28 protein-coding genes are annotated in these 26175 nt (G+C 68.6%); 17 read left to right on the top strand and 11 right to left on the bottom strand.

Annotated features, from left to right (window positions below; translation table 11 throughout):
- Positions 1–86 precede the first annotated feature (86 nt).
- Positions 87–299 carry a DUF1059 domain-containing protein gene (locus tag LGM89_RS29650; protein WP_089496053.1) on the bottom strand — a complete coding sequence of 71 codons (213 nt, stop codon included), beginning with the start codon at positions 297–299 and terminating at the stop codon, positions 87–89.
- Positions 300–449: 150 nt separating this feature from the next.
- Positions 450–1355, bottom strand: coding sequence for an HTH-type transcriptional regulator ArgP (locus LGM89_RS29645; RefSeq protein ID WP_089433450.1), 906 nt, complete (start codon positions 1353–1355; stop codon positions 450–452).
- A gap of 293 nt (positions 1356–1648) precedes the next feature.
- On the opposite strand from LGM89_RS29645, the gene LGM89_RS29640 reads away from it, so the two are divergent.
- The 3 genes from LGM89_RS29640 (at position 1649) to LGM89_RS29630 (ending at position 4299) form a co-directional block, all read left to right on the top strand.
- The gene (locus tag LGM89_RS29640; protein ID WP_089428890.1) at positions 1649–2302 is read left to right on the top strand and encodes a peroxiredoxin; all 654 of its coding nucleotides are present in this window, start codon (positions 1649–1651) and stop codon (positions 2300–2302) included.
- 140 nt (positions 2303–2442) lie between these two features.
- Positions 2443–3513, top strand: coding sequence for a rhodanese-like domain-containing protein (locus LGM89_RS29635; protein ID WP_226207282.1), 1071 nt, complete (start codon positions 2443–2445; stop codon positions 3511–3513).
- A 126-nt stretch (positions 3514–3639) separates the two neighbouring features.
- On the top strand, positions 3640–4299 hold the full coding sequence (locus LGM89_RS29630) for a glutathione S-transferase family protein (RefSeq protein ID WP_226274804.1): 660 nt from the start codon (positions 3640–3642) through the stop codon (positions 4297–4299).
- Positions 4300–4399: 100 nt separating this feature from the next.
- Here the strand turns inward: LGM89_RS29630 and LGM89_RS29625 are convergent, their stop codons facing one another.
- Both LGM89_RS29625 and LGM89_RS29620 read right to left on the bottom strand, forming a co-directional pair.
- Positions 4400–5092 carry a phosphatase PAP2 family protein gene (locus tag LGM89_RS29625; protein WP_226274803.1) on the bottom strand — a complete coding sequence of 231 codons (693 nt, stop codon included), beginning with the start codon at positions 5090–5092 and terminating at the stop codon, positions 4400–4402.
- A gap of 429 nt (positions 5093–5521) precedes the next feature.
- On the bottom strand, positions 5522–6754 hold the full coding sequence (locus LGM89_RS29620) for an MFS transporter (RefSeq protein ID WP_226274802.1): 1233 nt from the start codon (positions 6752–6754) through the stop codon (positions 5522–5524).
- A gap of 101 nt (positions 6755–6855) precedes the next feature.
- Here LGM89_RS29620 and LGM89_RS29615 point away from each other — a divergent pair, with 101 nt between their 5' ends.
- Positions 6856–7839, top strand: a complete 984-nt coding sequence (locus LGM89_RS29615; RefSeq protein WP_226274801.1) for a LysR family transcriptional regulator — start codon at positions 6856–6858, stop codon at positions 7837–7839.
- Between the two features lie 53 nt (positions 7840–7892).
- On the opposite strand, the gene LGM89_RS29610 is transcribed toward LGM89_RS29615, so the two are convergent.
- Positions 7893–8531 carry a 2-hydroxychromene-2-carboxylate isomerase gene (locus LGM89_RS29610; RefSeq protein WP_226274897.1) on the bottom strand — a complete coding sequence of 213 codons (639 nt, stop codon included), beginning with the start codon at positions 8529–8531 and terminating at the stop codon, positions 7893–7895.
- A 141-nt stretch (positions 8532–8672) separates the two neighbouring features.
- Positions 8673–9494, bottom strand: a complete 822-nt coding sequence (locus LGM89_RS29605) for an IclR family transcriptional regulator (protein ID WP_226274800.1) — start codon at positions 9492–9494, stop codon at positions 8673–8675.
- Positions 9495–9666: 172 nt separating this feature from the next.
- Here LGM89_RS29605 and LGM89_RS29600 point away from each other — a divergent pair, with 172 nt between their 5' ends.
- From LGM89_RS29600 to LGM89_RS29585, 4 genes are all read left to right on the top strand, one after another.
- The gene (locus LGM89_RS29600; protein WP_226274799.1) at positions 9667–10653 is read left to right on the top strand and encodes a hydroxymethylglutaryl-CoA lyase; all 987 of its coding nucleotides are present in this window, start codon (positions 9667–9669) and stop codon (positions 10651–10653) included.
- Positions 10650–11930: a CaiB/BaiF CoA transferase family protein gene (locus tag LGM89_RS29595; protein ID WP_226274798.1), complete on the top strand. Its 1281-nt coding sequence runs from the start codon at positions 10650–10652 to the stop codon at positions 11928–11930. Before LGM89_RS29600 ends, LGM89_RS29595 begins: the two co-directional genes overlap by 4 nt.
- 82 nt (positions 11931–12012) lie before the next feature.
- Positions 12013–13320 carry an MFS transporter gene (locus LGM89_RS29590; protein ID WP_226274797.1) on the top strand — a complete coding sequence of 436 codons (1308 nt, stop codon included), beginning with the start codon at positions 12013–12015 and terminating at the stop codon, positions 13318–13320.
- Positions 13321–13327: 7 nt separating this feature from the next.
- Positions 13328–14452, top strand: a complete 1125-nt coding sequence (locus LGM89_RS29585; RefSeq protein WP_226274896.1) for an amidohydrolase family protein — start codon at positions 13328–13330, stop codon at positions 14450–14452.
- 28 nt (positions 14453–14480) lie between these two features.
- Here LGM89_RS29585 and LGM89_RS29580 read toward each other — a convergent pair whose 3' ends face one another.
- The 3 genes from LGM89_RS29580 to LGM89_RS29570 all read right to left on the bottom strand — a co-directional run bounded on the left by LGM89_RS29580 (position 14481) and on the right by LGM89_RS29570 (position 15904).
- On the bottom strand, positions 14481–14957 hold the full coding sequence (locus LGM89_RS29580; protein WP_226207288.1) for an SRPBCC family protein: 477 nt from the start codon (positions 14955–14957) through the stop codon (positions 14481–14483).
- A gap of 124 nt (positions 14958–15081) precedes the next feature.
- Positions 15082–15567 (bottom strand): SRPBCC family protein, encoded by a 486-nt coding sequence (locus tag LGM89_RS29575; protein WP_089459137.1) that lies wholly within the window; start codon positions 15565–15567, stop codon positions 15082–15084.
- On the bottom strand, positions 15539–15904 hold the full coding sequence (locus LGM89_RS29570) for an ArsR/SmtB family transcription factor (RefSeq protein ID WP_089428903.1): 366 nt from the start codon (positions 15902–15904) through the stop codon (positions 15539–15541). The genes LGM89_RS29575 and LGM89_RS29570 overlap by 29 nt, the downstream gene beginning before the upstream one ends.
- A gap of 205 nt (positions 15905–16109) precedes the next feature.
- Here LGM89_RS29570 and LGM89_RS29565 point away from each other — a divergent pair, with 205 nt between their 5' ends.
- The 3 genes from LGM89_RS29565 (at position 16110) to LGM89_RS29555 (ending at position 18125) form a co-directional block, all read left to right on the top strand.
- The gene (locus LGM89_RS29565) at positions 16110–16640 is read left to right on the top strand and encodes a GNAT family N-acetyltransferase (RefSeq protein WP_226274796.1); all 531 of its coding nucleotides are present in this window, start codon (positions 16110–16112) and stop codon (positions 16638–16640) included.
- An 11-nt stretch (positions 16641–16651) separates the two neighbouring features.
- Positions 16652–17437: a YhfC family intramembrane metalloprotease gene (locus tag LGM89_RS29560; RefSeq protein ID WP_226274795.1), complete on the top strand. Its 786-nt coding sequence runs from the start codon at positions 16652–16654 to the stop codon at positions 17435–17437.
- Positions 17438–17546: 109 nt separating this feature from the next.
- Positions 17547–18125, top strand: a complete 579-nt coding sequence (locus LGM89_RS29555) for a hypothetical protein (RefSeq protein WP_226274794.1) — start codon at positions 17547–17549, stop codon at positions 18123–18125.
- A gap of 76 nt (positions 18126–18201) precedes the next feature.
- On the opposite strand, the gene LGM89_RS29550 is transcribed toward LGM89_RS29555, so the two are convergent.
- Positions 18202–18786: a TetR/AcrR family transcriptional regulator gene (locus LGM89_RS29550; RefSeq protein WP_226207291.1), complete on the bottom strand. Its 585-nt coding sequence runs from the start codon at positions 18784–18786 to the stop codon at positions 18202–18204.
- Positions 18787–19127: 341 nt separating this feature from the next.
- On the opposite strand from LGM89_RS29550, the gene LGM89_RS29545 reads away from it, so the two are divergent.
- The gene (locus LGM89_RS29545) at positions 19128–19832 is read left to right on the top strand and encodes an SDR family oxidoreductase (protein WP_089428908.1); all 705 of its coding nucleotides are present in this window, start codon (positions 19128–19130) and stop codon (positions 19830–19832) included.
- Positions 19833–19896: 64 nt separating this feature from the next.
- On the opposite strand, the gene fabV is transcribed toward LGM89_RS29545, so the two are convergent.
- Positions 19897–21099, bottom strand: a complete 1203-nt coding sequence (fabV, locus tag LGM89_RS29540; RefSeq protein ID WP_226207293.1) for an enoyl-ACP reductase FabV — start codon at positions 21097–21099, stop codon at positions 19897–19899.
- 164 nt (positions 21100–21263) lie between these two features.
- On the opposite strand from fabV, the gene LGM89_RS29535 reads away from it, so the two are divergent.
- The 5 genes from LGM89_RS29535 (at position 21264) to LGM89_RS29515 (ending at position 26127) form a co-directional block, all read left to right on the top strand.
- Positions 21264–21797 carry a GbsR/MarR family transcriptional regulator gene (locus LGM89_RS29535; RefSeq protein WP_011353812.1) on the top strand — a complete coding sequence of 178 codons (534 nt, stop codon included), beginning with the start codon at positions 21264–21266 and terminating at the stop codon, positions 21795–21797.
- 87 nt (positions 21798–21884) lie between these two features.
- Positions 21885–23192: an SDR family oxidoreductase gene (locus LGM89_RS29530; protein WP_226274793.1), complete on the top strand. Its 1308-nt coding sequence runs from the start codon at positions 21885–21887 to the stop codon at positions 23190–23192.
- Positions 23189–23659 (top strand): DUF2269 family protein, encoded by a 471-nt coding sequence (locus LGM89_RS29525; RefSeq protein WP_089496068.1) that lies wholly within the window; start codon positions 23189–23191, stop codon positions 23657–23659. Before LGM89_RS29530 ends, LGM89_RS29525 begins: the two co-directional genes overlap by 4 nt.
- A gap of 99 nt (positions 23660–23758) precedes the next feature.
- On the top strand, positions 23759–24631 hold the full coding sequence (locus LGM89_RS29520) for a thiol-disulfide oxidoreductase DCC family protein (protein ID WP_226274792.1): 873 nt from the start codon (positions 23759–23761) through the stop codon (positions 24629–24631).
- Positions 24628–26127 (top strand): TIGR01777 family oxidoreductase, encoded by a 1500-nt coding sequence (locus tag LGM89_RS29515; protein ID WP_226274791.1) that lies wholly within the window; start codon positions 24628–24630, stop codon positions 26125–26127. Before LGM89_RS29520 ends, LGM89_RS29515 begins: the two co-directional genes overlap by 4 nt.
- The last annotated feature ends 48 nt before the right edge of the window (positions 26128–26175 follow it).

Genomic DNA, 26175 nt, shown 5'->3' with positions numbered 1-26175 from the left:
GCCGGCCCGATGGCGCGAAGCAGGGGGCGGAGAGGCGACGGGGGCGATGGGGCAACCCGTCTGTCGATATCAGGCGAGCCGGCGGATCATGCTTGCCGGGGTGCATCGGCGGGCGGTGTGCCGTCGCGGAACAGCGCTTGCAGTTGCGTGCGCAGTTCGGCGCTGTCGGTGTGCTGGTGCACCTGGACCGCATGCTGCACGGCGGCCTCCAGCAGTTCGTTGTCGGAGTCGGCGGAAATCGCGACTGAGCAATTCGTCGCGCTGGGAAACTCGCGGCAATCGATGTAGCGGCGAGACATGACGTTCTCCTTGCGGGAAAGGGCGCGGCCGGATAGGCGTGATCGGCCGCGCGGCGCGTTCGCGAGGCCGATGGAAAAAGTATAGGCGGCGCGGCGGGGTTTCTCGCCTTCAGGTATACCGCACACCGCGGACTGTGGCGATGGCGGTGCTTACGGCAGCGGCGCAAGCAGCCGCCGCGCCGCTTCGACGACCCGCTCGGACAACGACGCCATCGTCGGCGACTGCACGGTCCACGCGTGCCAGTACAGCGTGACGTCGGTCGGATGCGCGGGCGCGAGATCGACGAGCCCCTGCGTGTCGAGCGGTGCACTGCCGATCAGCGGCTCCGGCACCATCGCGTAGCCGAGCCCGTGCCGCACCGCCGCGAAATGTGAATGGGTTCCCGGCACGTAGTGGCACGGGTACGCGCCGTCGGGCAACCCGAACTTCTCCTTCAGGAACGACGACTGCAGCGTATCGCGCCGTGAATACGCGACGACGGGCGCCTTGCGCGCGCTCGTGCGGTTCAGCCCGCGCGGAAACCAGCGCACCGCGAACGCGGCGGCCGCGAGCAGCCGGTAGCGCATCGTGCCGAGCGGCGTCGCGAGGCAGCCGCGCATCGGCTTCGGCTCGGTCGTCACGCAGCCCACCGCCATCCCGCTTTCGAGCAGCGCGAACGTGTGATCCTGATCTTCGACGATCAGCTCGAAGAGGATGCGCTCGCCCGCGAGCACGGATGTCAGCGCCGGCAGAAACCACGTGCCGAGGCTGTCGGAATTGAGCGCGATCGTGACCGAGATCGGCGATTCGCGCTCGGTCGCGAGCGTGCTTTGCAGGTCGGCCTGCAGCAGCGCGACGCGGCGCAGGTGCTGCAGCACGCGCTGCCCGGCCACCGTCGGGCGGCACGGCCGCGTGCGCAGCACCAGCGGCGTGCCGAGGCTCGCTTCCAGCGCGCGGACCCGCTGCGTGACGGCGGACGCGGTCACGTGCAGGCGCACGGCGGCCTGCTCGAAGCTGCCCGTGTCGGCGACGGCCAGCAGCGCGGCGGCCTGCTTCGGATCGATCGTCATCGACATGTCGGCGGGATTCCTGTGAACGTAAGACGAGAACAGCCGGTAGTGTAAGTCAGTGCGTACCGGCGGCCGGGGGCGGCGCGAGGTTCTGCCGCACCGCATTCATCGTCGGAATCGGCCGCGGCACGCATGCATACCGCACGCCGCATGCCGGTGGCGCGCGCATTTTGAACTAGGCTATATGAACGCGCGGCGCCCGGCATGTGCCATGCCGGCCCTTCGCGCGCGGACGATCGCGCGTCGCGCGCAAGCCGCGGCGCGGGCGTCGTGACGATACCCACTTGATGGAGACGAACATGTCGATTCGACTAGGCGAGGACGCGCCCGATTTCACCGCGGAGACCACCGAGGGAACGATCCGCTTTCATGAATGGATCGGCGACCACTGGGCGATCCTGTTTTCCCATCCGAAGGATTTCACGCCGGTGTGCACGACCGAACTCGGCTACATGGCCGGGCTCAAGCCGGAATTCGACAAGCGCAACACGAAGATCATCGGGCTGTCGATCGATCCGGTCAGCGATCACCGGAAGTGGGTGGCGGATATCGCCGAAACGCAGGGTCACGCGGTCAACTATCCGCTGATTGGCGACGACGAGCTGAAGGTCGCGAAGCTGTACGACATGATTCATCCGAATGCGAGCGGCGGCCCGCGCACGGCGGTTGACAACGCGACGGTTCGCTCGGTCTTCATCATCGGGCCGGACAAGAAGGTCAAGGCGATGCTCGTCTATCCGATGAGCGCGGGGCGCAACTTCGACGAGGTGCTGCGCCTGCTCGACGCGCTGCAGCTCAACGCGAAGCATACGGTGGCGACGCCGGTGAACTGGAAGCCCGGCGACGATGTCATCATTCCGACGTCGGTGTCGGACGATGCGGCGAAGCAGAAGTACCCGGACGGCTTCCGGACGTTGAAGCCGTACCTGCGCTACGTGACCCAGCCGCGTTGACCGCACCGTGCCGGCCGGATGCCGGCGATGCCGGACCACGACGGGGCGGCCCGCGCGACAGCGACAGTCGCGGCGCGGGCCGGACGACAGCATCAGGTACGCATCGAACAAGCTTCAACCAGCGACGGAGCGACTTCGCGATGATCTTCCGGCAACTCTTCGACCCGCAATCGTCGACGTACACGTACCTGCTTGCCGACAGCGCGTCGCGCGAAGCGGTGCTGATCGATCCCGTGTTCGAGCAGGTGCGCCGCGACGCGGCGCTGCTCGACGAGCTCGGGCTGCGGCTCGTCGCGACCGTCGACACGCACGTGCATGCCGATCACGTGACGGGCGCGTGGCTGCTGAAGCAGCGCACGGGCAGCACGATCGCGATCTCGGCCGCGAGCGGCGCGCAAGGCGCCGACCGCTACCTGAACGACGGCGACCGCTGCGCGTTCGGCGCGCGCTACCTGACCGTGCGCGCGACGCCCGGCCACACGAGCGGCTGCATCAGCCTCGTGCTCGACGACGAATCGATGGCGTTCACCGGCGATTGCCTGCTGATCCGCGGCACGGGCCGCACCGATTTCCAGCAGGGCGACCCGCGCGCGCTGTATCGCGCGGTGCACGGCCGGCTTTTCACGCTGCCGGCCGCGTGCCTGCTGTATCCGGCGCACGACTATCGCGGGCTCACGGTGACGAGCGTCGGTGAGGAGCGGCGCTTCAATCCGCGTCTCGGCGGCGACCTGAGCGAAGACGATTTCGCGGGCTACATGCGCAACCTCGGGCTCGCGCATCCGCGCCAGATCGACGTCGCGGTGCCGGCGAACCTGCAGTGCGGCGTCGCCGCGAACGCGCCCGATGTGCAGGCCGCGCCCGACTGGGCGCCGCTCGTCTATACGTTCGCCGGGTTCTGGGAAATCGATCCGCAATGGCTCGAGGATCATCTGCCGGCGGTGCAGGTCGTCGACGTGCGCGAGCCGGACGAATTCGCCGGCCCGCTCGGCCACCTGCCCGGCGCGACGCCGATTCCGCTCGGCGAACTGGCCGCGCGCGCCGGCGAGATCGCGCGCGACCGGCCGGTCGTGACCGTGTGCCGGGCCGGCGGGCGCTCCGCGCAGGCGACCGTCATTCTGCTGAAGGCCGGTTTCGACACGGTGGCGAATCTCGGTGGCGGGATGTTGCGCTGGCGTGCCGAAGGGCGCGTCGTGATGGACGGCCGGTCGTAACGCCCCCACTCGCACGACAAAATAAATGCCGACTCGCTGTCGAAACGGCCGCGTGCCGTTCGTCGTCAAGGTATCCGATCATGTGGCGCCGCATCACGCGGCGCCGAAACCCTGAGAGACCGCACGATGATGCCCACGCTCTACGCCCATCCCTTTTCGTCCTACTGCCAGAAGGTGCTGACCGCGCTGTACGAGAACGGCACGCCGTTCGCGTATCGCGTGCTCGCGCACGACGATCCGAAGCCGATGCAGGAGCTGGCCGCGCTGTGGCCGCTGAAGCGCTTTCCGGTGCTCGTCGATGCCGGCCGCATGGTGATCGAGGCGTCGATCATCATCGAGTATCTCGGCCTGAATCATCCGGGCCCCGTGCGCCTGCTGCCCGACGATCCGCACGCGGCGCTCGAGGTGCGGACGATGGATCGTTTCTTCGACAACTACGTGTCGACGCCGCAGCAGAAGGTCGTGTTCGACGCGCTGCGGCCGGAGGCCGAGCGCGATGCGCGCGGGGTGGCCGATGCGCGGGCGATGCTGGAGACGTCGTACGCGTGGCTGGACAAGAAGATGGCCGATCGCGAATGGGCGGCCGGCGACCGCTTCAGCCTCGCCGATTGCGGCGCGGCGCCGTTCCTGTTCTACGCGGACTGGACGCACCGGATCGATCCGTCGTTCGCGAACGTACTGGCGTATCGCCGGCGTCTGCTGGCGCGGCCGTCGTTCGCGCGCGCGGTCGACGAGGCGCGGCCGTTTCGCCCGTTCTTTCCGCTGGGTGCGCCTGATCGCGACTGATCGGCGCGGGCGACGCGCGGCGCGCCGCCACTGCGCATGGCCGGCAGCGCGTGCCGGGGCGGCGGAACGTCAGCAGCGGCAGCATCGCGGCGTCTCCCCGTCACATCGTGTGGGTGGCTGACTGCGCGAGCGTCAGCAGTTCGTCGAACTGCGTGATCAGCTCGAAGCACAGCAGGAACGCGAGCGTATAGGCCGGCGCGGGAAAGCGCTTGATCATCGCGAGCACCTGCGGCGCGAAGCGCGAACGGATCGCATCGCGCGTCAGCAGCCACGCGAGCGCGATGCCGATCGCGGCGCCCGCGATCAGGTCGGTCGGGTAGTGAAAGCCGAGATACGCGCGCGGCACGCAGATGAACACGACCGCATACAGCAGCGCGAACACGCCGACGCGGCGCGCGATGATGAAGATGCCGGTGGCGATCGCCATCCACAGCATCGCGTGATCGCTCGGAAACGAACTCCATGCCTGCAGCGTGGCCGCGCGGAGCCCCGCCGACGGAAAGTGCAGGTGCAGGTCGGGGTTGTAGATCGGCCGTACGCGGAACGGCAGCACCTGCGCGAGCAGCCGGCCGAACGCGAGCGCGAGGAGCCCGCTCGCGATCGTCGCGACGACCCGCTCGCGTTGCCGCTCGCGGTTCGGGCCGGGCTGGAACCACAGCCAGCACAGCACGGGAATGAGCACGAAGCCCTTGAACGTGTACAGGCCCGCGATCACGCGGATCGCGTGATTCATCAGCGGGCCGAACGTGATGTGGGTGAGGAAGGTCTGGATCGGGGTGTCGAAATCGTTCATGTTCTGTGCGACCCGGGCGGACGCTCAGCGCATGACATGCGGCCGGCAGGATCGAAAAGCGCGCTCGTACCGGAGCGCAACGGGGGGCAAGTATGTCACCCGATATTTCGAAGAAAATGCGAAAAAATACCGGGAATCCCCTGATAAAACGGGGCTTTGCGGTGGGGCCGGATGGGCGAGCGCCACGTGGCGGGGCGCATCGAATCGTCCGACGTTTTCGCATCGATGCACACGGCCGCCGGAAAAATAATCGGTTGAACTGGACATTCGTTCGAGCGGGTGCGGACCGTGCGCGGAATGGGAGCTTTTCGTGCCGAATGCGCACGAATCGGCCGGGCTGCGCCGCGTCATGCGTGCGGCGATCGAAAATAAAAGAAAAGGCGGGCAAGCCCTGTGGGCCTGCCCGCCTTGGGCGTGCGATGCGGAATTTCAGTGGCGCCAGATCCGCACGGCGAGCGCGGCGAGCGACGTCACGACGGCCAGCCCGGTCACCGCATTCCAGCCTAGTTGCGCGAGCAACAAACTGCCGATCGCGGCGCCGGCCGCCATCCCGATGAACATGCCGACGAACAGCACCGCGTTGAGGCGGCTGCGCGACGCGGGGTCGATCCGGTAGACGATCGCCTGGTGCGCGATCAGCGTGGCCTGCACGCCGAGATCGAAGCCGATCGTCGCGACCGCGAGCAGCACCAGCTGGGCATGCGCCGACATCAACGGTGCGGCGGCCATCGACGCGAACGACACCGTCGCGATACCGATGCCGATGCGCGTGACGCGTTCGGGGCCGTGATGGTCGGCCAGGCGCCCGGCAATCGGCGCGGCCAGCGCACCAGCCGCACCTGCGAGCCCGAACGCGCCCGCGGCCGCGCTGCCGAGGTGGAACGGTGCGCCGTGCAGCATCACCGCGAGCGTCGACCAGAACGCGCTGAACCCGACGGCCAGCAGCCCCTGCGCGAGCGCGGCGCGGCGCAGCGCCGGATGCTGGCGCCACAACTGGCCGAGCGACCCGATCAGTGCGCGATACGGCAGGCGCGTGGTCGGCTCGAAGTGCGGCAGCCCGCGCGCGGCCACGACGCCGATCACGGCGACGCTGACGGCCGCGAGCGCGAACATCGCGCGCCAGCCGGCCGTTTCGGCGACGAACCCGGCCACGACCCGCGACAGCAGGATGCCGAGCAGCAGCCCCGTCATCACCGTGCCGACGATGCGGCCGCGATGCGCGTCGTGCGCGAGCGTCGCGGCGGCCGGCACGACGTCCTGCGCCATCGTCGCCGCGAGGCCAATCGCGAAGCTCGTCGCGAGCAGCAGCCCGAGCGACGGCGCGATGGCGGCGAGCAGCAGCGCGACGACCAGCGTCGCGGCCTTGGTCACGATCACGCGACGGCGGTCGAAACGGTCGCCGAGCGGCGCGAGCAGCAGGATGCCGAGCGCATAGCCGAGTTGCGTGAGCGTCGGCACGAAGCCGATCGCCCGTGCCGACGCGCCGAGATCGGGCCCGAGCGCGCCGAGCATCGGCTGCGCGTAGTAGAGCGGCGCGACCGCGAGGCCGGCGGCGGCCGCGAGCAGCAGCACGAGCCGGCGATCGGGCATCGAATGGGCGGCCGGGTGGGCCGGGGCGTGAGCGGCGCGGGGCGCGGCATCGAGACGGGACGGGGTGGACATGGCGTGCATCCTGGTTGCGATGAAGGAATGGACGCGAGTGTGGCGGCATGCGGCCGGCCACGGTAGTGCCGCCCTGTGCAGATTTGTTATACGCTTCACGAATGACCGAAAAATCTCCGTTCTCTCCCGCTGCTGGCGGGTCTGCGCGCATTCAGGCGGTGCCGGTGGACGGCGCCGGCTATCGTTTCGAGCTGATGGAAACCTTCGTACGCATAGTCGAAGCCGGCAGCCTGTCGGCCGCGGCCGCGCAACTGCATACGACCCAGCCGACGATCAGCCGGCGGCTGCAGGCGCTCGAGCGCTCGCTCGGCATGCGGCTCCTGCAGCGGACCACGCACACGATGCGGCTGACCGTCGACGGCGAGCGCTGCTTCAAGCGCGCGAAGGAACTGCTGGCGAACTGGGCGGCGTTCGAGGCCGATCTGCGCGGCGCGCAAGAGGAGCCGGACGGGCTGTTGCGGGTCGCGGTGCCGCACGCGTTCGGCCAGGAGCGTTTCGTCGAGCCGCTCGCGCGGTTCCTGCGCGACTATCCGCGCGTGTCGGTCGAGTGGCTGCTGCAGGACGAGGTGCGGGATTTCGTCGGCAGCGGCATCGATTGCGCGATCCAGGTGGGGGAGCCGACCGATCCGGCCGTGGTCGCGATCCGGCTCTCGAAGGTGCCGCGCTTCGTGGTCGCCGCGCCGTCCGTGCTGAACGGCGCCGACGTGCCGGCCGACCCCGATGCGCTCGCCGCGCTGCCGTGGCTCGCGCTGCGCACGTATTACCGCACGGAGCTGGCGCTCACGCATTCGGTCACGGGCGAGACGCGCCGCATTGCGATGCGCCCGCGCATCACCACCGCGAACCTGTACGCGCTGCGCAGTGCGGCGCTGCTGGGGGTGGGGGCGTGCGTCGGCTCGTCATGGATGCTGGCCGATCACCTCGCGCGCGGCGAGCTCGTGCACCTCGCGCCCGAGTGGCAGGCCGCGCCGCTGCCCGTCTACCTGACCTACCCGCATGCGCAGTTCTATCCGTCGCGGCTCGTGCGATTCGCCGCGATGATGCGCGAGGCCGTGCCGGGGCTCGTCGAAGGGCGCGATACCTGACCTCCGACGCGGGATGTGCCGCAAGCGGAGGGCGGCGGGCGGCCGCAGCGGCTTCAGCCGCGCCGGATCCCTTCGGGCAGCGCGCTGATGCGGCGCACCTCGGGCGAATCGAGCCACGCGCGCGACGTCGCGCAGTCGGCGAACATGTCGGTCGCATCCTCGCCCCAGAACAGGTCGCCGTCGAGTGCGAAGGTCGGCACGCCGAATACGCCGTGCGCGATCGCATCGTCGGTGTTCGCGCGCAGCGCGTCCTTCACCGGCTGGGCGTCGACGGCCGTCACGCCTTCCGGAAAGCCGACCGCTTCGCACAGCGCGGCGAAACCTTCCGGCGTCGACACGTCCTGGCCGTCGCGCCAGATATGCCGGAAGATCCGCCGGATCGCGTCGGGAGAATTGCCCATCGCGATCGCGAGGCGCAGCGGCTTGATCGGATTGAACGGGTGCGCGGGCGGCATCCGGAACGCAATGCCGAGCTTGCCCGCGCGATATTGCGCGTGGCGATAGGTGAAGACGCGTTTCGCCGCGATCTCGGCCGGCGCTTTCTGGCCCCAGTGCGCGAGCAGTGCGCCGAGCACGATGGGCTTCGGCTCGAACGCGGCGGCGGCCGGCAACCGGTCGAATTGCTCCTGCTGCAGGTAGGCGAACGGCGAAACGAAATCGAAATACCAGGTGGCGGTGCGCGCGGCATTCATGGTGGCGGCCCTCAAGCGTGTCCGGTTGGCGGTGGCTCGCGCGGCACGCCCGCAGGCGGCGCGCGATGCATGCATCGGCGGCCAGTGTCGCACGCAGCCGCCTTTTGCGCAGTGGCGTGGCCAGGCGCGCGCCGCTGCCGGTTATGACGCCGCGTCGCCGTGGCCGGCTGGCGATGCGAGCCGCGCGAGGCTGTCGCGCACGGCCGCTGCGTCGTAGCGTGCGCCTGAGCCGCCGAGCGCGACGGTCGCCTTCTGTGCGAGCGGCAACAGCATCGCGAGCGCCGCCGCCATGGCCGGTGCGTCGGCGAGCCGCGATTTCGGGCCCGATACGGTCAGCGCGCCGACACACTCGCCGGCCGCCCCGAACACGGGCGCGGATGCCGACGCCGTCTCCGGGTCGCGCTCGCCGTACGACGCGGCCCACAGCTGTTCGCGCACGTCGTGCCATTGCGCATCCTGCATGTCGGTAAACGCCAGCAGCACCTTCCCGGACGCGCCCTGGCGCACCGGAAACTCCTCGCCGACCCGAATCGACACGCGCACCGCACGGGCGGGCTCGACCCGGTACAGCACCGAGCGCATGTCGCCCTGGCGCACGTAGAACGACGCCGTTTCGCCGAGTTCGCGGCTGAGCGTCTCGAGCAGCGGCTCGACCACCGGGCCGACCCGGAACGAACGCTGATACAGCGCCGCGAGCCGCAGCGGCTCGTGTCCGATCGCGTACTGGCCGTCGTCGAGCTTGCGCATGAAGCCGCCATGTTCGAGCGCCGTGAGCAGGCGCAGGATCGTGCTCTTGTACAGCCCAGTGCGGCGCGACAGCTCCGCGAGCGACAGCCGGTCGTCGGTCTGCCCGAACGCACGGAGGATCGCGAACGCGCGATCGAGCACGGCGACGCCGCTGGACGCTTCTTCGACCGGTGAATCGGGCTCGCTGCCGGCGTGATCGGTTTGAGTCTTGGGCACTCCCTGCTTCCTTCTGAGGACGATCGATCGACTATATCGTTCTGTCTGACAGAACTCAAGTTCCAAAAAATCGCAATCTCACGGGTATACCCCGCTTACCGCCCATTCAACGCGCGCATAGAGTTCTATCAAACAGAACGATGTTCTTTCAGATAGAACGATGGGGTGTCAAATGAGCGTTTCCGAATATCCGAAGGTGCTGGTCAGCGAGGTCGGGCCGCGCGACGGCCTGCAGAGCATCCAGGCCGTGATGCCGACGGCCGGCAAGCTGCGCTGGATCACCGCGCTGGCCGTGGCCGGCCTGCGCGAGATCGAGGTCGGCTCGTTCGTGCCGGCGAAGCTGTTGCCGCAGATGGCCGATGTGCGCGAAGTCGTCGCGCACGCGCTGGCGATTCCCGGGCTGCACGTCGCCGCGCTCGCGCCGAACCTGCGCGGCGCCGAGGGCGCATTCGAGGCCGGCGTGCACAAGCTGACGCTGCCGGTCTCGGTGACGGAAGCGCATTCGCTGGCGAACATCCGCAAGACGCCCGCGCAGATGATCGACGAGGTGCGTGCGATCGTCGCGCTGCGCAATGAGCGGTTTCCGTCGGTGCAGATCGAGGCGGGCGTGTCGGTCGCGTTCGGCTGCACGATCGCGGGCGCAGTGAGCGACGACGAGACGATCGCGATGGCGGCGGCGATGGCCGAATGCGGCGTCGACGAGATCGGGCTGTCCGACACGAGCGGCTATGCGAATCCGGCGCAGGTGCGCCGGCTGTTCCTGCGGCTGCAGCGCGAAGTCGGCGACAAGGCCGGCGGCGCGCATTTCCACAACACGCGCGGGCAGGGGCTCGCGAACGTGGTCGCGGCGCTCGACGCGGGCGTGACCACGATCGACGCGAGCCAGGGCGGCCTCGGCGGTTGCCCGTATGCGCCGGGCGCGACCGGCAACATCGTCACCGAGGATCTCGTGTTCCTGCTCGAGGCGATGGGATTCGACACCGGTATCGACGTCGACGCGCTGCTCGCCGCGCGCGCGATCCTGCACGCGGCGCTGCCGGCCGAGGCGCTATACGGCCATGTGCCGGACGCCGGGTTGCCGAAGGGCTTCCGTTACGCGGACGGCCGCGCTCCGAGCGCGGTGCAACCGGAAGGATGCCTGACGGGAGTCGCGCAATGAACGACCAACAACCGGCTTCGACGCTGCCGTACGCAGGCACGCGCGTGATCGAGATGACGCACATGGTGATGGGCCCGACCTGCGGGATGCTGCTCGCCGATCTCGGCGCGGAGGTCATCAAGATCGAACCGATCGCGGGCGACAGCACGCGCGCGCTGCGCGGTTCCGGCGCGGGCTTCTTCGGGATGTTCAACCGCAACAAGAAGAGCCTTGCCGTCGACGTGAAGGATCCGCGCGGGCTGGAGATCGTGCTGCGGCTCGTGGCGACCGCGGACGTGTTCAGCGAGAACTTCAAGAGCGGCACGATGGACCGGCTCGGCCTCGGCTATCCGGCGCTCTTCTCGCTGAATCCGCGCCTCGTGTACGTGTCGCACAAGGGCTTCCTGCCGGGGCCGTACGAGCATCGCACCGCGCTCGACGAAGTGGTGCAGATGATGGGCGGCCTCGCATACATGACGGGCCCGGAAGGGCGGCCGTTGCGCGCGGGGGCGAGCGTGAACGACATCATGGGCGGCATGTTCGGCGCGATCGGCGCGATGGCCGCGCTCGCGCAGCGCGAACGCACCGGCCGCGGCCAGCAGGTGCAGAGTTCGCTGTTCGAGAACAACGTGTTCCTCGTCGCGCAGCACATGATGCAGTTCGCGGTGACCGGGCAGGCCGCATCGCCGATGCCGAGCCGGATTTCCGCGTGGGCCGTCTACGACGTGTTTTCAGTCAAGGATGACGAACAGATCTTTCTCGCGGTCGTATCGGACACGCAGTGGGCGCTGTTCTGCGACGCGTTCGGCCTGGCCGCGCTGAAGGACGATCCGCGCCTCGCGACCAACAACCTGCGCGTGCAGGCGCGCGACTGGCTGCTGCCCGAGTTGCGCGCGCGGCTCGCGCCGCATTCGGCCGCGGAGATCGGCGCGATCTTCGAATCGAACGGCCTGCCGTACGCGCCGATCACGAAACCGCAGGACCTGTTCGACGATCCGCACCTGCTCGCCACGGGCGGCCTCGAGGCCGTGACGCTGCCGGCCGACGCGAGCAGCGCCGGGCGGCCGGTCGACACCCGCACCGCGCTGCTGCCGCTGACGCTTGCCGGCGAACGCCTGCGGCTGCGCACGGCGCCGCCCGCACTCGGCCAGGACACGCGCGCGCTGCTCGGCGAGCTCGGCTACACGCCGGACGATGCGCGTGCGCTGATCGAAGCCGGCGTCGTCGCGGGCCAGCAGGGCGCGGACGACGCGGCGCCGGGCGGCGCGCCGTCACCGAACGAACTGGCGAGCGCGTAGCGCGGCCGCGATTCACCGAACGAACAAAGGCGTCCCGGCCGTGCCACGCACGGGCGCGGCCGCCCCCTCCACGGAGACAACCATGACATCCGCTTCCCCGGCACTGGCCGACGATCGCGAGACCGACGCGTCGCTCGAGCAACGGGCCGTGCGCAAGGCCGCGTGGCGCTTCATTCCGCTGCTCGCGCTCGCGTACTTCTTCAACTATCTGGACCGCACGAGCGTCGGCTTCGCGGCGCTGACGATGAACCGCGATCTCGGGCTGACCGCGACGCAGTTCGGCTGGGGCGCGGGGATCATGTTCGCCGGCTACTGCTTGTTCGAGGTGCCGAGCAATCTCGCGCTGTACCGTTTCGGCGCGCGGCGCTGGCTTGCCCGCATCATGATCACGTGGGGGCTGATGGCGGCTGCGACCGCGCTCGCGACCGGGCCGACGAGTTTCTACGCGATCCGGCTGCTGCTCGGCATCGGCGAAGCCGGATTCTTTCCGGGCGTGATCTTCTTCCTTGCCGTGTGGTTTCCGGCGAGCTACCGCACGCGCGTGCTGGCGTGGTTCACCGTGTCGACGCCGCTGTCGTCGCTGATCGGCGGTCCGTTGTCGACGTGGCTGCTGCAGCTCGACGGCGTGCTCGGGCTGGCCGGCTGGAAGTGGATGTTCATCGTCGAAGGGCTGCCGGCGTGCGCGCTCGGTTTTCTCGTGCTGAAGCTGCTGTCCGATTCGCCGGCGCATGCCGCGTGGCTGTCCGACGACGAGCGGGCGGCGCTGCAGCGTGCGTTCGAGCGCGACGGCGCGGCCGCCGGCCGCAAGAAGCGCTTCGGCGTCGCGCTGCGCGACGTGCGCATGTACCTGCTCGCGCTGATCTCGTTCGGCTTCACGATGGGTTCCTACGGGATCGGCATCTGGCTGCCGCAGATGCTGAAGGCGCACGGCATGTCGACGATGCAGACGGGCTGGCTGTCCGCGGTGCCGTACTTCTTCGCGACCATCGCGCTGCTGTGGTGGGCGAAGCGCGTGGACCGGCGCGGCGGCCCGGTCGCGAACCTGGCGATCGGGCTGTTCATCGGCGCGGTGGCGCTCGGCGTGTCGACGCACTTCCTGACGCTCGGGCCGGCACTCGTCGGCATCACGCTTGCGCTGATCGGCACGATCGCCGGCCGCACGATCTTCTACACGCTGCCGTCGCGCTTCCTGTCCGGCCAGGCCGCGGCCGGCGGGCTCGCGCTGATCAACTCGATCGGCGCGCTCGGCGGCTTCGCGGGCCCTTATCTCGTCGGCTACCTGAAGGACAGCTTCGGCACCTTTACCGCCGGCATGCTCGGCCTCGCGATCGTGCCGGCGATCACGACGCTGCTCACGCTGTCGTTGTATGCGTTCGACCGGAGCGAATGACATGGATATGACGATGTCGATCAAGCGACGCCGGCTGCTCGGCGCGGCCGCCGCCTCGCTCGCGCTGCCCGCGTTCACGGGGACGCGCGCGGCCACCCAGGAAGGAGTTTCCCGCATGACGACGCAAAGCAACTATCTCGCGGTCCGCCCCGACTGGCTCGCGTCGGCGCTCGAACCCGCGCTCGAGCCCGACCTGCCGATCGTCGACGCGCATCATCATTTCTATGAGCGGCCGGGCTGGATCTATATGCTCGACGACTATCTGCAGGATGCGCGCTCGTGCCACAACATCCAGGCGTCCGTCTACATGCAGGCGCAGACGCGCTATCGCGACTCGGGCCCGGCCGAACTGAAACCGGTGGGCGAGACGGCCTACGTCGCCGGCGTGACCGAACCGCTGCAGCACGGCCCGGTGGCGGTCGCGAAAGGCATCGTCGGCCACGCGGACCTGCGTCTCGGCGAACGCGTGCGCGAGGTGCTCGAAGCGCATCTCGAAGCCGGTCGCGGGCGCTTCCGCGGCGTTCGTCACCTGACGACCTGGGACGCCGATTCGACGCTCGCCAATCCGCTGTCGGCGGTGCCGCGCGGGCTGCTGCTCGATCCCGCGTACCGGGCGGGCGTCGCCCAGCTCGCGCCGCTCGGGCTGTCGTATGACGCGTGGCTGTTCTTTCCGCAACTGCCCGAACTGTTCGAACTGGCGAAGGCGAACCCCGACACGCGCGTCATCGTCAATCACTGCGGCGGTGTCGTGCGGATCGCCAGTTATGCCGACAAGCGGCCGGAGGTGTTCGCGCGCTGGTCGGCGTCGATGCGCACGCTCGCGCAACTGCCGAACGTGTACGTGAAGGTCGGCGGGCTCGGGATGCGCATCAACGGTTTCGATTTCGAGAAGGGCGAACGGCCGCCGTCTTCCGCGCAACTCGCCGACACGTGGAAGCCGTGGATGATGACCTGCATCGACGCGTTCGGCCCCGGACGCTGCATGTTCGAGAGCAATTTCCCGGTCGACAAGGGCTCGTATTCGTTCGTGAACGGCTGGAATGCGTTCAAGCGGCTGACCGCGCAGGCGAGCCCTGACGAGCGCGACGCGCTGTTCCGCGGCACGGTCACGCGCGCTTACCGGCTCGGCTGACGCGCGCCGCGACGGGTCCGGCGCTTGCTTACCCGGCCTCCACCAGCGCCGCGAGCCGCGCCAGCGCCATCTGCCAGCCCGTTTCGTTATCGGCGGCCGGCACGCCCGGCGGCACCCCGTCGTGCACCGCGTCCACGCGCGTGCCGCCCGCTTCGTCGGACAGCGTGATCGTGATCGTCATGGCGCCGCGCAGCATCGGGTCGTCGGTTTCGAACACGTCGATCTCGACGATCTGCTCGTCCGGCACGAGCGTGACGAAGCGGCCGTGATAGGTATCGGTGCGCGCGGTGGTCTTGCCGGTGCCGGCCGACGACGCGTCGTAGCTCAGCGATACCCGCAGCGCACCGCCTTCGCGCGCGTCGTACGCATGCACGCGGCAGGTCATGCCGTCGGGCACCTTCCATTGCTCGACCGCGTGCGGATCGAGCAAGGCGCGGTAGACGCGGCCGCGCGGGGCGTTCAGGTGCCGGCTGACCCGGGTCGAATGCGTGTGCGTATGCAACATGTGGCCTCCCGCGGCGTGCGCACGACGGTGCACGCCGGCGGCCGGCGTGTCGTCGTGCTTCCTTCAGGAATCCTAGGCGCGCGAGCGGCGGCATGCAATGACCGCACACGCGGCCGCGGTCGGCTCAGCGCAATGCGGCCGCGAATTCGTCGAGCTGCGTGATGCAGGTGTTCCAGCCCTCGAAGAAGCCGAGCGCTTCGTGGCGCTCGCGCGTGGCGGCGTCCGGATGCATCACGCGCGCCTCGTAACGGCTGCCCGCATCGTCGTCGGCCATCGTGATGATCGCGGTGAAGCCCATCCACGGCGCCTGCGGCCGCCAGCCGCCCGTGAGCATCGACGTGAACGCGATGCGCGATTCCGGCACGATCTCGAGGAAGCAGCCGGGATTGTCGCTGGTGCCGCCATCGGGGCCGCGCATGTAGGTGTGGAAGGCGCCGCCCGGCCGCAGGTCGAACGCGCGCACTTCGGTGGTCCACGGTTTCGGGCACCACCATTGCTTCAGCAGTTCGGGGTCGGTCCATGCACGCCACAGCGCGTGGCGCGGCGCACGCAGCGTGCGCGTGATGACGAGATCGTGGGCTTCAACGGGGTCGACGGGGCTGGCTGACATCTTGCTCCTCCTGGTGACGGCGTTCGACGAATTCGACGAGACGATCGGATCGGGCTTCCCACAGCGCACGCTGCTCGGCGAGCCATGCCTCGGCTTCGGTCAGCCGGCTGCCGACCAGCGTGCAGGTGCGCGAGCGGCCGGCCTTGCGGGTCTGGACGAGACCGCTGCGCTCGAGCACGGCGACGTGCTTCATGAACGACGGCAGCGCCATGTCGAACGGTTCGGCCAGCGCGGAGACGGTCCGTTCGCCGTGGCCGAGCATGCTGACGATCGCGCAGCGCGTCGGATCGGCGAGGGCGTGGAAAACGTCGCTGATGCCGGGTTGAAAGTTAGCCATGTGGCTAAGTATAGGGGAGGCGAACGGCGATGCAACGGAAATTTTCGTCGCGTAGGATGATGGGGCGGTAACACGCGCCGACCGGGTGCGGGGTTGCCGAGCGCCTGCCGCCGTCGCGCGAGCCGCGACGGCAGGCCGGTGTTTCCTTCCCATCCGGACGCACGCCGAACCCGCGTGTGCGACCCAACTGACTACCGGAGTTGGCATGACCGAATCCGTTACCGTCCGCCGCGTCGGCGCGGACGAAGCGAAGCGCTGTGTCGAAGCACTGGCCGACGTGCTGATCGATTGCGTCGAGGGCGGCGCGTCCGTCAGCTTCATGTTGCCGATCGAGCGGGCGACCGCCGTCGCGTTCTGGACGAACGTCGCCGACGGCGTCGCGAACGGCGAGCGCATCCTGCTCGTTGCCGAGGACGCGGCCGGCCGGATCGTCGGCACCGTGCAGGTCGTGACCGCGCAGCAAGAGAACCAGCCGCATCGCGCCGATATCTCGAAGATGCTCGTGGCGCGGCACGCGCGCCGGCAGGGCATCGCCGCGCGGCTGATGGCGGCGGCCGATGCGGCCGCTCGCGACGCGGGCAAGACCGTGCTCGTGCTCGACACCGTGACGGGCGGCGACGCCGAGCGGCTGTACGAGCGGGCCGGCTGGCAGCGTGTCGGTGTCGTGCCGAACTATGCGCTGATGCCCGACGGCACGCTCTGCGCGACGACGTATTTCCACAAGCAGCTCGGGTAACGGCATTCGTCATGCATCCCGTCGCCCCGTTGCTCCTGTTCGTCACACTCGCGGCGGGTGTCGTGGCGCTGACCGCGCCGGTGTTGCTCGCGGTCGCATGGCGGCGCCGCACGCAGGTGCCGTTGCGGGTGTTTTTCTACGGGATGCTGACCTTTTTCGTGTTTCAGCCGGTGCTGCGCCTGTCGTGGCAGGTGCCGTTGTTCCACTGGCTCGCGCACGATCCCCGCTGGCACCTGACGATGCTCGTGTTCGCGGCGCTGACGGCTGGCATCTTCGAGGAGTGCGGGCGCTGGGTCGCTTTCCGGTATCTGCTGCCGAAGCGACATGATGCGCCGACGGCCGTGATGCTCGGGCTCGGGCACGGCGGGCTGGAAGCGATGCTGTTGGTCGGCGTCGGATTCATCGCGCTCGCTGCCGCCTACCTGCTCGCGCGAGCAGGCGTCGTGGTGCCTGAAGGTGCGCAGTCGCTGATCGGGTCGCAGTTCTCCGGCATGACACTCGCGTCGCCGTTACTCGCGCTGTTCGAGCGTGTGAGCGCCATGGCCGCGCACGTGGGGCTGTCGCTGATCGTGCTGCAGGCATTCGTCCGCGGCACGAAGCGCTGGCTCGCGTATGCGATCGCGTTTCATTTCCTGTTCGACCTCGCCGCCGTACTGCTGACGCGGTACTGGCATGTCGATACCGTGCTGGTCGAGGTGCTCCTGTTCGTGTGCGGTGTCGCGCTTCTGTGGCTGGGTGTTCGCTGGAGCCGCCGGATGACGGGTGCCGGCGAGGCCAGCACGGGGCCTGTTGCCTGATTGGCAAGGCGCCGTTCGAGAATCGAGCAGGGCCGCGGACATCGCCGGTCCGATATATTCACGCAGGAAGACTTCAGCAGAACGAGAACGCCCCGGAACCACCGCCCCGATGAAACGCTCCCATGTCGCTTTCGCCCTCACGGGCCTGCTCGTCGCGCTGCCGATTGCCGCGTATGCGCTCGTCAAGCCGTTGCGCGTCGTCGCGCCCGCGCTGGTCCCCGGTGTGTCGTGCCCGAGCGCCGATATCTGCACGGACGATGCCGCGAAGCTCGGCGACGCGCGGCAGCTCTATCGCGACGGCTATGCGCGCGCGGCGGCGGCCGTCGGTGCATTCCAGGCGGCGCCGCGCGTCGTGTTCTGCTCGACGCGAGCGTGCGCCGATGCGTTCGGCTTGGGCCAACGCGCGGCGCTGACGCTCGGGAATTTCGGCGTGGTGATCGCACCGCGCGGCTGGCAGACCTACTTTCTCGCGCACGAGCTGATCCATCACCGGCAGGCCGAAGTGCTCGGCAACCTGGCCGTCGCGACCCGGCCGCGCTGGCTGATCGAAGGGATGGCGTATTCGCTCAGCGACGATCCGCGCCATCCGCTGGCGGAGCCGTTCGAAGCGTGGCGCACGCGTTTTGCCGCCTGGAATGCGGCGCGCGGCGCACAGCCGCTGTGGGATGCCGCACGGGCGGTCGAATAGCGCGGCAAGACGTTGAAATATCACCGCGCACGCCGACACGCCGCACAGGTCGACGCAGCATGACGTTTGGGCGCGGCTATGCCGGTGCGCCCGGATCGTCGCGCCCGGCGGTGAGCGTCTCCCTCCCGGCGGCGAGGATCTCGTCGGCCAGCGCCGGATCGGTGCCGGCGATCGCGCGCGACAGCACGAGCGCGCCGACCATCTGGCTGAAGACCGCGACCGCATCGCGACGCGTCTGCGCCGACGTCGCGCCTTCCGTGGCCACCATCCGTTCCAGCCGATCGAGGTAGGTGGCGAGGCCGTGCGCATAGCATGCACGCGCCGCGTCGGTCAGGCGCGGCGCATCGCCCGCGAAACCGGACAGCGGGCATCCGGCCTCGACGTTGTCGCGATGCGCGGCCGACAGATACAACGCCACCTGCGCGTCGAGACTGCCGGCGTTCGGCGAATCCGCGCGGTCCTGCATCGCCTTTTCCATCACCTCGGCCACCAGCGCGTCTTTCGACTTGAAGTGGTTGTAGAAGCCGCCCTGCGTGAAGCCGGCTTCCTTCATCAGCTCCGTGAGCCCGACCGCGTCGACGCCGCGCGCGCGGAACAGCCGCTCGGCGGCCGCGACGATCGCGCTCCGGTTCTCGGCAGCCTGCTGTCTTGACACGCCCATAGATCCCTCCCTGATTTTGTCGATCGCGTCGATTGGAAAACACAATGGCGATCACCATTGACATGCCCGAGGGGCGAGAACACAATGCACCGCAAAGACGATGGTGATCGACATTGACATCGAGTGTAGCCGACTCGGCGGCGGGCGCAAAGCCGCGGCCGGCACACCGGATGGCAAGCGGTCGGGGTCTTGGGCGCCGCCGGGTCACGGGCAGCCGGCGGCTCGCCGTCTGTCGGCGGCGGCGCCACGGTTCGGTAAGCAAGGGCAGGCTGGTTTTCCACCGGATCTCAGGCGCGCGGCGAGCCGGCGCGCATGCGATTCATCATGCGAAAGGAACGAACATGAAGATCGAAGGTGCAGTGGTGTTCATCACGGGCGCAAACCGCGGGCTCGGGCTCGAGTTCGCGAAGCAGGCACTGGCGAGAGGGGCGCGCAAGGTCTATGCGGCGGCGCGCGATCCGGCCACCGTGACGCTGCCGGGCGTCGTGCCGGTGAAGCTCGACGTGACCGATCCGGCAGCCGTCGCCGCGGCGGCCGATGCCGCCCGCGACGTCACGCTGCTGATCAACAACGCGGGCATTGCGCGGCTCGGCAGCCTGACCGACGACGGCGCGCCCGACGCGTTGCGCGATCACTTCGAAACCAACGTGTTCGGGATGCTGGCGATGTCGCGCGCGTTCGCGGGCAGCCTCGCCGGGAATGGCGGCGGCGCGATCCTGAACATCCTGTCGGTCGCGAGCTGGGTGAACCGGCCGATCCTGGCGGGCTACGGCGTGTCGAAATCGGCTGCGTGGGCACTGACCAACGGGCTGCGCCATTCGCTGCGCGAGCAGCACACGCAGGTCGTCGGGCTGCATGCCGGCTTCATCGACACCGACCTGACGGCCGGCCTCGACGTGCCGAAGGCGACGCCGGCCGACGTCGTGCGCCAGGCATACGAAGCGATCGAGGCGGGAGAGGAGGAAGTGTCGACCGACGAGTTCACGCGGCAGGTGAAGGCCACGCTGTCGTCGGGCGTTTATCTGGAAGAACCGGCGCCGCGTTGAAGCCGCCGGTATCCCGAGCCCGCTGCCCCGGCTGCGCGTGCAGCGGGGGCGGCGGGCCGTACCGTCAGACGGTGGTGTCGATGATGCCCGGGATCTTCACGTCGGGGTTCACGTCCGCGTCGTAGTCGACGCCGGCGATCTCGAAGCCGAACAGCCGCAGGAACTCGGTCTTGTAGCCGGTGAAGTCGGTCAGCTCGTACAGGTTCTCGTTCGTCACGTGGTTCCACTGCGCGACGACCTTCGCCTGCACCTGCGGATCGAGCTCCTTGTAGTCCGCGCGCAGGCGGCCTTCTTCGTCGACGTGCGGCTTCGTGCCATACAGGCTGTCCTTGAACAGGCCGTACACCTGCTCGATGCAGCCTTCGTGCGTGCCGGCTTCCTTCATCGTCTTGAACAGCAGCGACAGGTACAGCGGCATCATCGGGATCGCCGAGCTGGCCTGCGTGACGACCGCCTTCAGCACCGACACGCGCGCGTCGCCGCCATGCGCGGCGAGCTTGTCGCGGATCGACAGCACTTTCTTGTCGAGATCCTTCTTCGCTTCGCCGATCGAGCCGTTCCAGTAGATGTCGTGCGTGATCTGCTCGCCGAGATACGTGAACGCGGTGGTCTTCGCGCCGTCGGCCAGCACGCCGGCTTCATCGAGCGCGTCGATCCACATCTGCCAGTCCTCGCCGCCCATCACGGCGACGGTGCCGTCGATCTCTTCCTGCGTCGCCGGCTCCAGCGTGACGTCGCGGATCACTTCCTTGTCGGTGTCGAGGCCGCGGAACGTGACCGTCTTGCCGATCGGCTTGAGCGTCGAGCTGATGGTTTCGCCCGTCTTCGGATGCGTGCGGCGCGGTGCCGCGAGGCTGTAGACGACGAGATCGACCTTGCCGAGATCCTGCTTGATGGTGTCGATCGTGACCTGCTTGACCTTGTCGGAGAATGCGTCGCCGTTGATGCTGCGCGCATAGCGCCCCTTTTCGGCGGCGAATTTCTCGAACGCGGCGGTGTTGTACCAACCGGCCGTGCCCGGCTTCGTCTCGCTGCCGGCACGCTCGAAGAACACGCCAAGCGTGTCCGCGTCGGCGCCGAAGGCGGCCGAGATCCGGGCGGCGAGGCCGTAGCCGGTCGACGCGCCGATCACGAGCACCTTTTTCGGGCCGTTGGCGATCGGGCCGTGCGAAGTCACGTAGTCGATCTGTTCCTTGACGTTGGCTTCGCAGCCGACCGGATGAGTCGTCACGCAGATGAAGCCACGCACGCGCGGTTTGATGATCATGGAAACCTCTACTCTAGTCAGAAAGGCTGGGACGGCCTGAATTCGGAAAATCCCGCGCATTGTAAAGGAAGCGGCCGATCGCGGGCGGACGCTTCCGGAACCGGGCGGCTCGTCCAGTTATTTCTCTCTTGACAGAAATAACTGAAATGCCTAAATTTCACGTCATGGAACTCACACCGATTGCCGAACGATTCATTCTCCACTGGGGCGAAATGGGCTCGCGGTGGGGCGTCAACCGCACCGTCTCGCAGATCCACGCGCTGCTCTATCTGGCCGGCCGGCCGATCGCGGCTGACGAGATCGCCGAGACGCTCAACGTGGCGCGCTCCAACGTCAGCACGAGCCTGAAGGAGCTTCAGGCGTGGCGGCTGGCGAAAGTCGTGCACGTGCTGGGCGACCGCCGCGACCACTTCGAGACGTCGACCGACATCTGGGAACTGTTCAAGCTGATCGTCGAAGGGCGGCGGCAGCGCGAGATCGAGCCGACGCTCACGGTGCTGCGCGACTGCCTGACGAATCCCGAGATCGCGAACGAGAGCCGTGAGACCGAGCAACGCATCCGCGACACGCTGCAGTTCGTCGAGACGCTCACGACCTGGTCGGACGAGATGCTGCGGCTCAAGCCCGATACGCTGATGAAGGCGCTCGGCATCGGCGCGAAGATCAGCCAGACGGTCAGGCGCAAGCCGTCGAAGTAAGCAGGACACGCGGTGCGGGCAGCCAGCCCGCTTTTTTGGGGTCGTTATTTCTGTCTGTACAGAAATAACTGTAAATATAGGATGAAAATGGACACCGTCTTGCCGTCGACCTGCCCGCCTGGCCGCACCGGGGCGCGCAGCATGACCGTGCTCGTGTGCGGGGCGAACGGCTTCATCGGGCGGGCACTGTGCGCGCGGCTCGAAGCCGGCGGCCATCGCGTGCTGCGCGGCGTGCGTCAGGCGGCCGGCCCGTCCGACGTCGCGATCGACTTCGCGAAGGACGTCGACCCCGACGCGTGGCTCGCGCGGCTGGAAGGCGTCGACGTAGTGATCAATGCGGTCGGCCTCCTTGCCGATCAGCGCGGCGCGACGCTCGACGCCGTGCATCGCGCCGCGCCGTGCGCGCTCTTCACCGCGTGCTGCCGCGCAGGCGTGCGGCGCGTGATCCAGATTTCGGCGCTCGGCGTCGAGCGTGGCGATACGCGCTACTTCGCGAGCAAGGTCGCGGCCGACCGCTTCCTGCAGACGCTGCCGATCGACTTCCGGATCGTGCGTCCCGCGCTCGTCTACGGCACGGACGGCGCGTCGGCGCGGTTTTTCCGGATGCTCGCGAGCCTGCCGGTGCAGGTCCTGCCGGCGGGCGGCCATCAGCGGCTGCGCCCCGTGCACGTCGACGATCTCGCCGAAGTCGTCGCGCGGTGCGTCGATGCGCCGGCGGCCGGCCGCCCGGTGATCGACGTGGTCGGCACCGACGAAGTCGAATACCGCGAGATGCTGGCCCGCTACCGCGCCGCGCTGGGGTTTCCGCCGGCCGCTCGCATTGCATTGCCGGGTCCGTTGGCCGGTGTGGCGGCCGTGCTGCTCGGCACGCTGCCGGGCGCGATCTTCACGCGCGATACGTGGACGATGCTGCGTGGCGGGAACACCGGCGATCCGGCCGCCGCCACGGCGATGCTTGGCCGGCCGCCGCGCGGGATCGACGGCTTCATCGGCGCGGAAGCCGCCGCGCTGCGTCGCGACGCGCTCGCGATGTGGCGTCGCCCGCTGTTGCGCGGCGCGCTGGCGATCGTGTGGATCTGGACGGCCATCGCCAGCGCGTTCATCCATCCGCTGCACGCGAGCCTCGCGCTGCTTGCACCCGCGCACCTGACGGGGCTGCCCGCGCTGCTCGCGCTCTACGCGGCCAGCGCGCTGGACTTCGCGTTCGGCGTCGCAACCGTCGTCGCGCCGTCACGCCGCCTGTGGGTCGCGCAAGCCGCGCTGATCGTCGCGTATTCGGCGGTCATCGCGGTCACGATGCCGGGCCTGCTCGCCGAACCGTTCGGCCCCGTGCTCAAGAACGTGCCGATTCTCGCGATCCTGTTGATCCTTTTTTCAGAAGAAGAACAACCATGAATACCTATCTCGTCATCAAGGCGCTTCACATCCTGTCCTCGGTGCTGCTGGTTGGCACGGGGTTCGGCACCGCGTTCTACCTGTTCTTCGCGAACCGCACGCGCTCGGTGCCCGCCATTGCGGCCGTGTCGCGGCTCGTGGTGCGCGCGGACTGGTGGTTCACGACCCCGGCCGTGATCTTCCAGCCGGCATCGGGCCTGTGGCTCGCGCATACGGCCGGCTGGCCGTGGGATACGCCGTGGCTCATGGCGTCGATCGTGCTGTACGCGATCGCCGGCGTGTGCTGGCTGCCGGTCGTGTGGCTGCAGGTCGAACTGGCCGCGATGGCGAAGCTCGCTCATGCGAGCGGCGAGGCCGCGCTGCCGGAACGCTACTGGCTTTACGCGAAGCGCTGGGAACTGCTCGGCTATCCGGCGTTCTTCGCAATGCTGACCGTCTACTTCCTGATGGTGCTCAAGCCGATGTAAGTGTGCCGGTGCCGCTGAACAGAAGCAGCGGTTCGGCACAGCGGAAAGCAGTCGATCGATTCATGAGGCATGCGACAGAAAAAAGAAGGAATGCGAATCATGGACTCAAGTGAACTGGTGCTGTACTTCGACGGACGATGTCCGTTATGCGTGGCGGAGATCAAGCGTCTCGGGGCCCGCGACGCGCGACGCCGGCTGGCTTTCGTCGATATCGCCGAGCCGGGTTTCGATCCCGCGCCGCTGGGCGTCGACCTGCCCGCGCTGAACCGCGAATTGCACGCGCGTTTGCCCGACGGACGCATGCTGACCGGCGTGGACAGCATCCTGGCCGCCCAGGCGCTGACCGGCCGTCGCTGGGTCGTCCGGTTGCTGCGCGTGCCGGCCGTGCGCGGTGCGTTGGCGCTGCTATATCGCCGCTTTGCGCGCAACCGGCATGCGGTATCGCGCTGGCTCGGCTATCGCGCCGAAGCGCCGTGCGACGGAGCGGCGTGCGGTAGCTGTCGCGACCGTGCTGCCGCACCCACGGCGGATCGTCCGGCCGGTGACGCTGCGCGCCGCCTCGTGGTGACCTGGATGTACTGCGCCGCGATCGCACATCTGCTCGTCGGCATTGCCGTTCCGTGGGTTGCCGGCGCACCGTGGCTCGACGCGTATCACCGCGTCATCGAACTGCATTTCTGGGCGAAAGCGGCACCCGACGCGGCGCGTGCGCAGCAGATCTGGTGGATGTCGCTGATGGGCGCGACGGTGCAATGCGCGTCGGTCTGGATGCTGGCGCTCGTCCACCTCGGCAACAGGTTGCAGAAACGGGAAGTGTGGGGATGGCTGCTGGCCGGCCTGCTGATCTGGGCGCCGCAGGACATGCTGTTTTCATTGCAGGCCCAGGTATCGGGCCACGTGGCGATCGACGCGGCGGCACTCGTCGCGATGGTGTCGCCGCTTGTCTGGCTTTGGAGGAGGGACGCGGTATGAACACCTTGCCTGCTTACGACTGGGCGCTCAACCTGCTGATCGTGCAGGGCGCGATGGGCGCATTCGATACGCTTTATCACCACGAACTCACGCAGGATCTGCCGCACAGCCCGCGCGCGCGGCTCGAGCTGGGAATTCATGCGGTGCGTTCCGTGCTTTACGGCCTCGTGTTCGCATCGATCGCGAACGTCGCCTTTCACGGCGCGTGGGTCGCGGCCCTCGCGGCGGTGGTGGTCGTCGAGATAGTGCTGACGCTGTGGGATTTCGTCGTCGAGGACCAGAGCCGCAAGCTGCCGGCGACCGAGCGCATGCTGCACACGCTGCTGGCCGTCAACGGCGGCGCGCTGTTCGGAATGATCGCGATGCAGCTGGCCACGTGGGCGCACGAGCCGACCGCGCTGCAGGCGCTCGATCTCGGTTGGCGCGGCTGGGTGCTGAGCCTCTTTGCCGTCGGTGTGACGATTTCGGGAATCCGCGACGGAATCGCGGCCTGCCGGATCGCGCGACGCGAGCCGGTCGTCAATCCGTTCGCGGGGCAGCCGCCGGGGAATGTGCTCGTCACTGGCGGGACCGGCTTCATCGGCGAAACCCTCGTGAACCATCTGCTCGATGCTGGGCATGCGGTCACGTTGCTGGCGCGCGATCCGCTGCGCGCGGCCTACGCGTTTCACGGCCGCGTGCGCAGCGTCACGTCCGTCGAGCAGTTGCAGCCGCACGAGCGTTTCGACACGGTCATCAATCTCGCGGGCGCGCCGGTGCTCGGTGCACGCTGGAGCAAGCGCCGGCAGGCGGTGCTGCTCGCGAGCCGCGTCGGCGTGACGGAATCGCTGATGCGCTGGGTCGAGACCGCCGAGGTCAAGCCGCGCACGTGGATCCAGGCATCGGCGATCGGTTACTACGGCGTGCGTCCTTCGGACGAGCGGCTCGATGAAAGCAGCAGCGCCGGCTCCGGCTTCATGTCGGCGCTGTGCCGGCAGTGGGAGCAGTCGGCACAACCGCTCGAGCGTCATGGCGTTCGTTCGGTGGTGCTGCGGCTGGGCGTCGTGTTCGGTCCCGGCGGCGCGCTGCGCCCGATGCTGCTCCCGCATTACTTCGGGATGGGCGGACGATTCGGTGATGGCACGCAGGTGATGAGCTGGATCCACCGGGACGACGTGCTGCGGATCATCGCGCGTGCGATGGCGAACCCTGGCATGCACGGCGTCTACAACGCGGTCGCACCCGCGCCATTGACCCAGCGCGAGTTCGTGCAGGTCGTGTCGAAAGTGCTGCATCGCGCGACCTGGCTGCACGTGCCGGCCGCGCCGCTGCGGGTCGCGATGGGCGAGATGGCCGAGCTGCTGCTGGACGGCCAGCGCGTGATGCCGGCACGCCTGCATCAGGACGGATTCATGTTCCGGTTCCCGACGGCCGAGCACGCGCTGCGTGACCTGACGAATCGCCCGCACGCGGATTTTCCGCGTGCGGCCTGTCGTTTGCCCCGCGGTCGCGTATAAACTCGGCGTGAACGCGTTCGGCGCGTGTCGTGCGTCCCGGGCGCTCCG

The organism is Burkholderia sp. AU31624 (assembly GCF_020420065.1).
In the GTDB taxonomy this organism is placed as follows: domain Bacteria; phylum Pseudomonadota; class Gammaproteobacteria; order Burkholderiales; family Burkholderiaceae; genus Burkholderia.
This window is presented reverse-complemented; position numbering and strand designations above follow the sequence as displayed.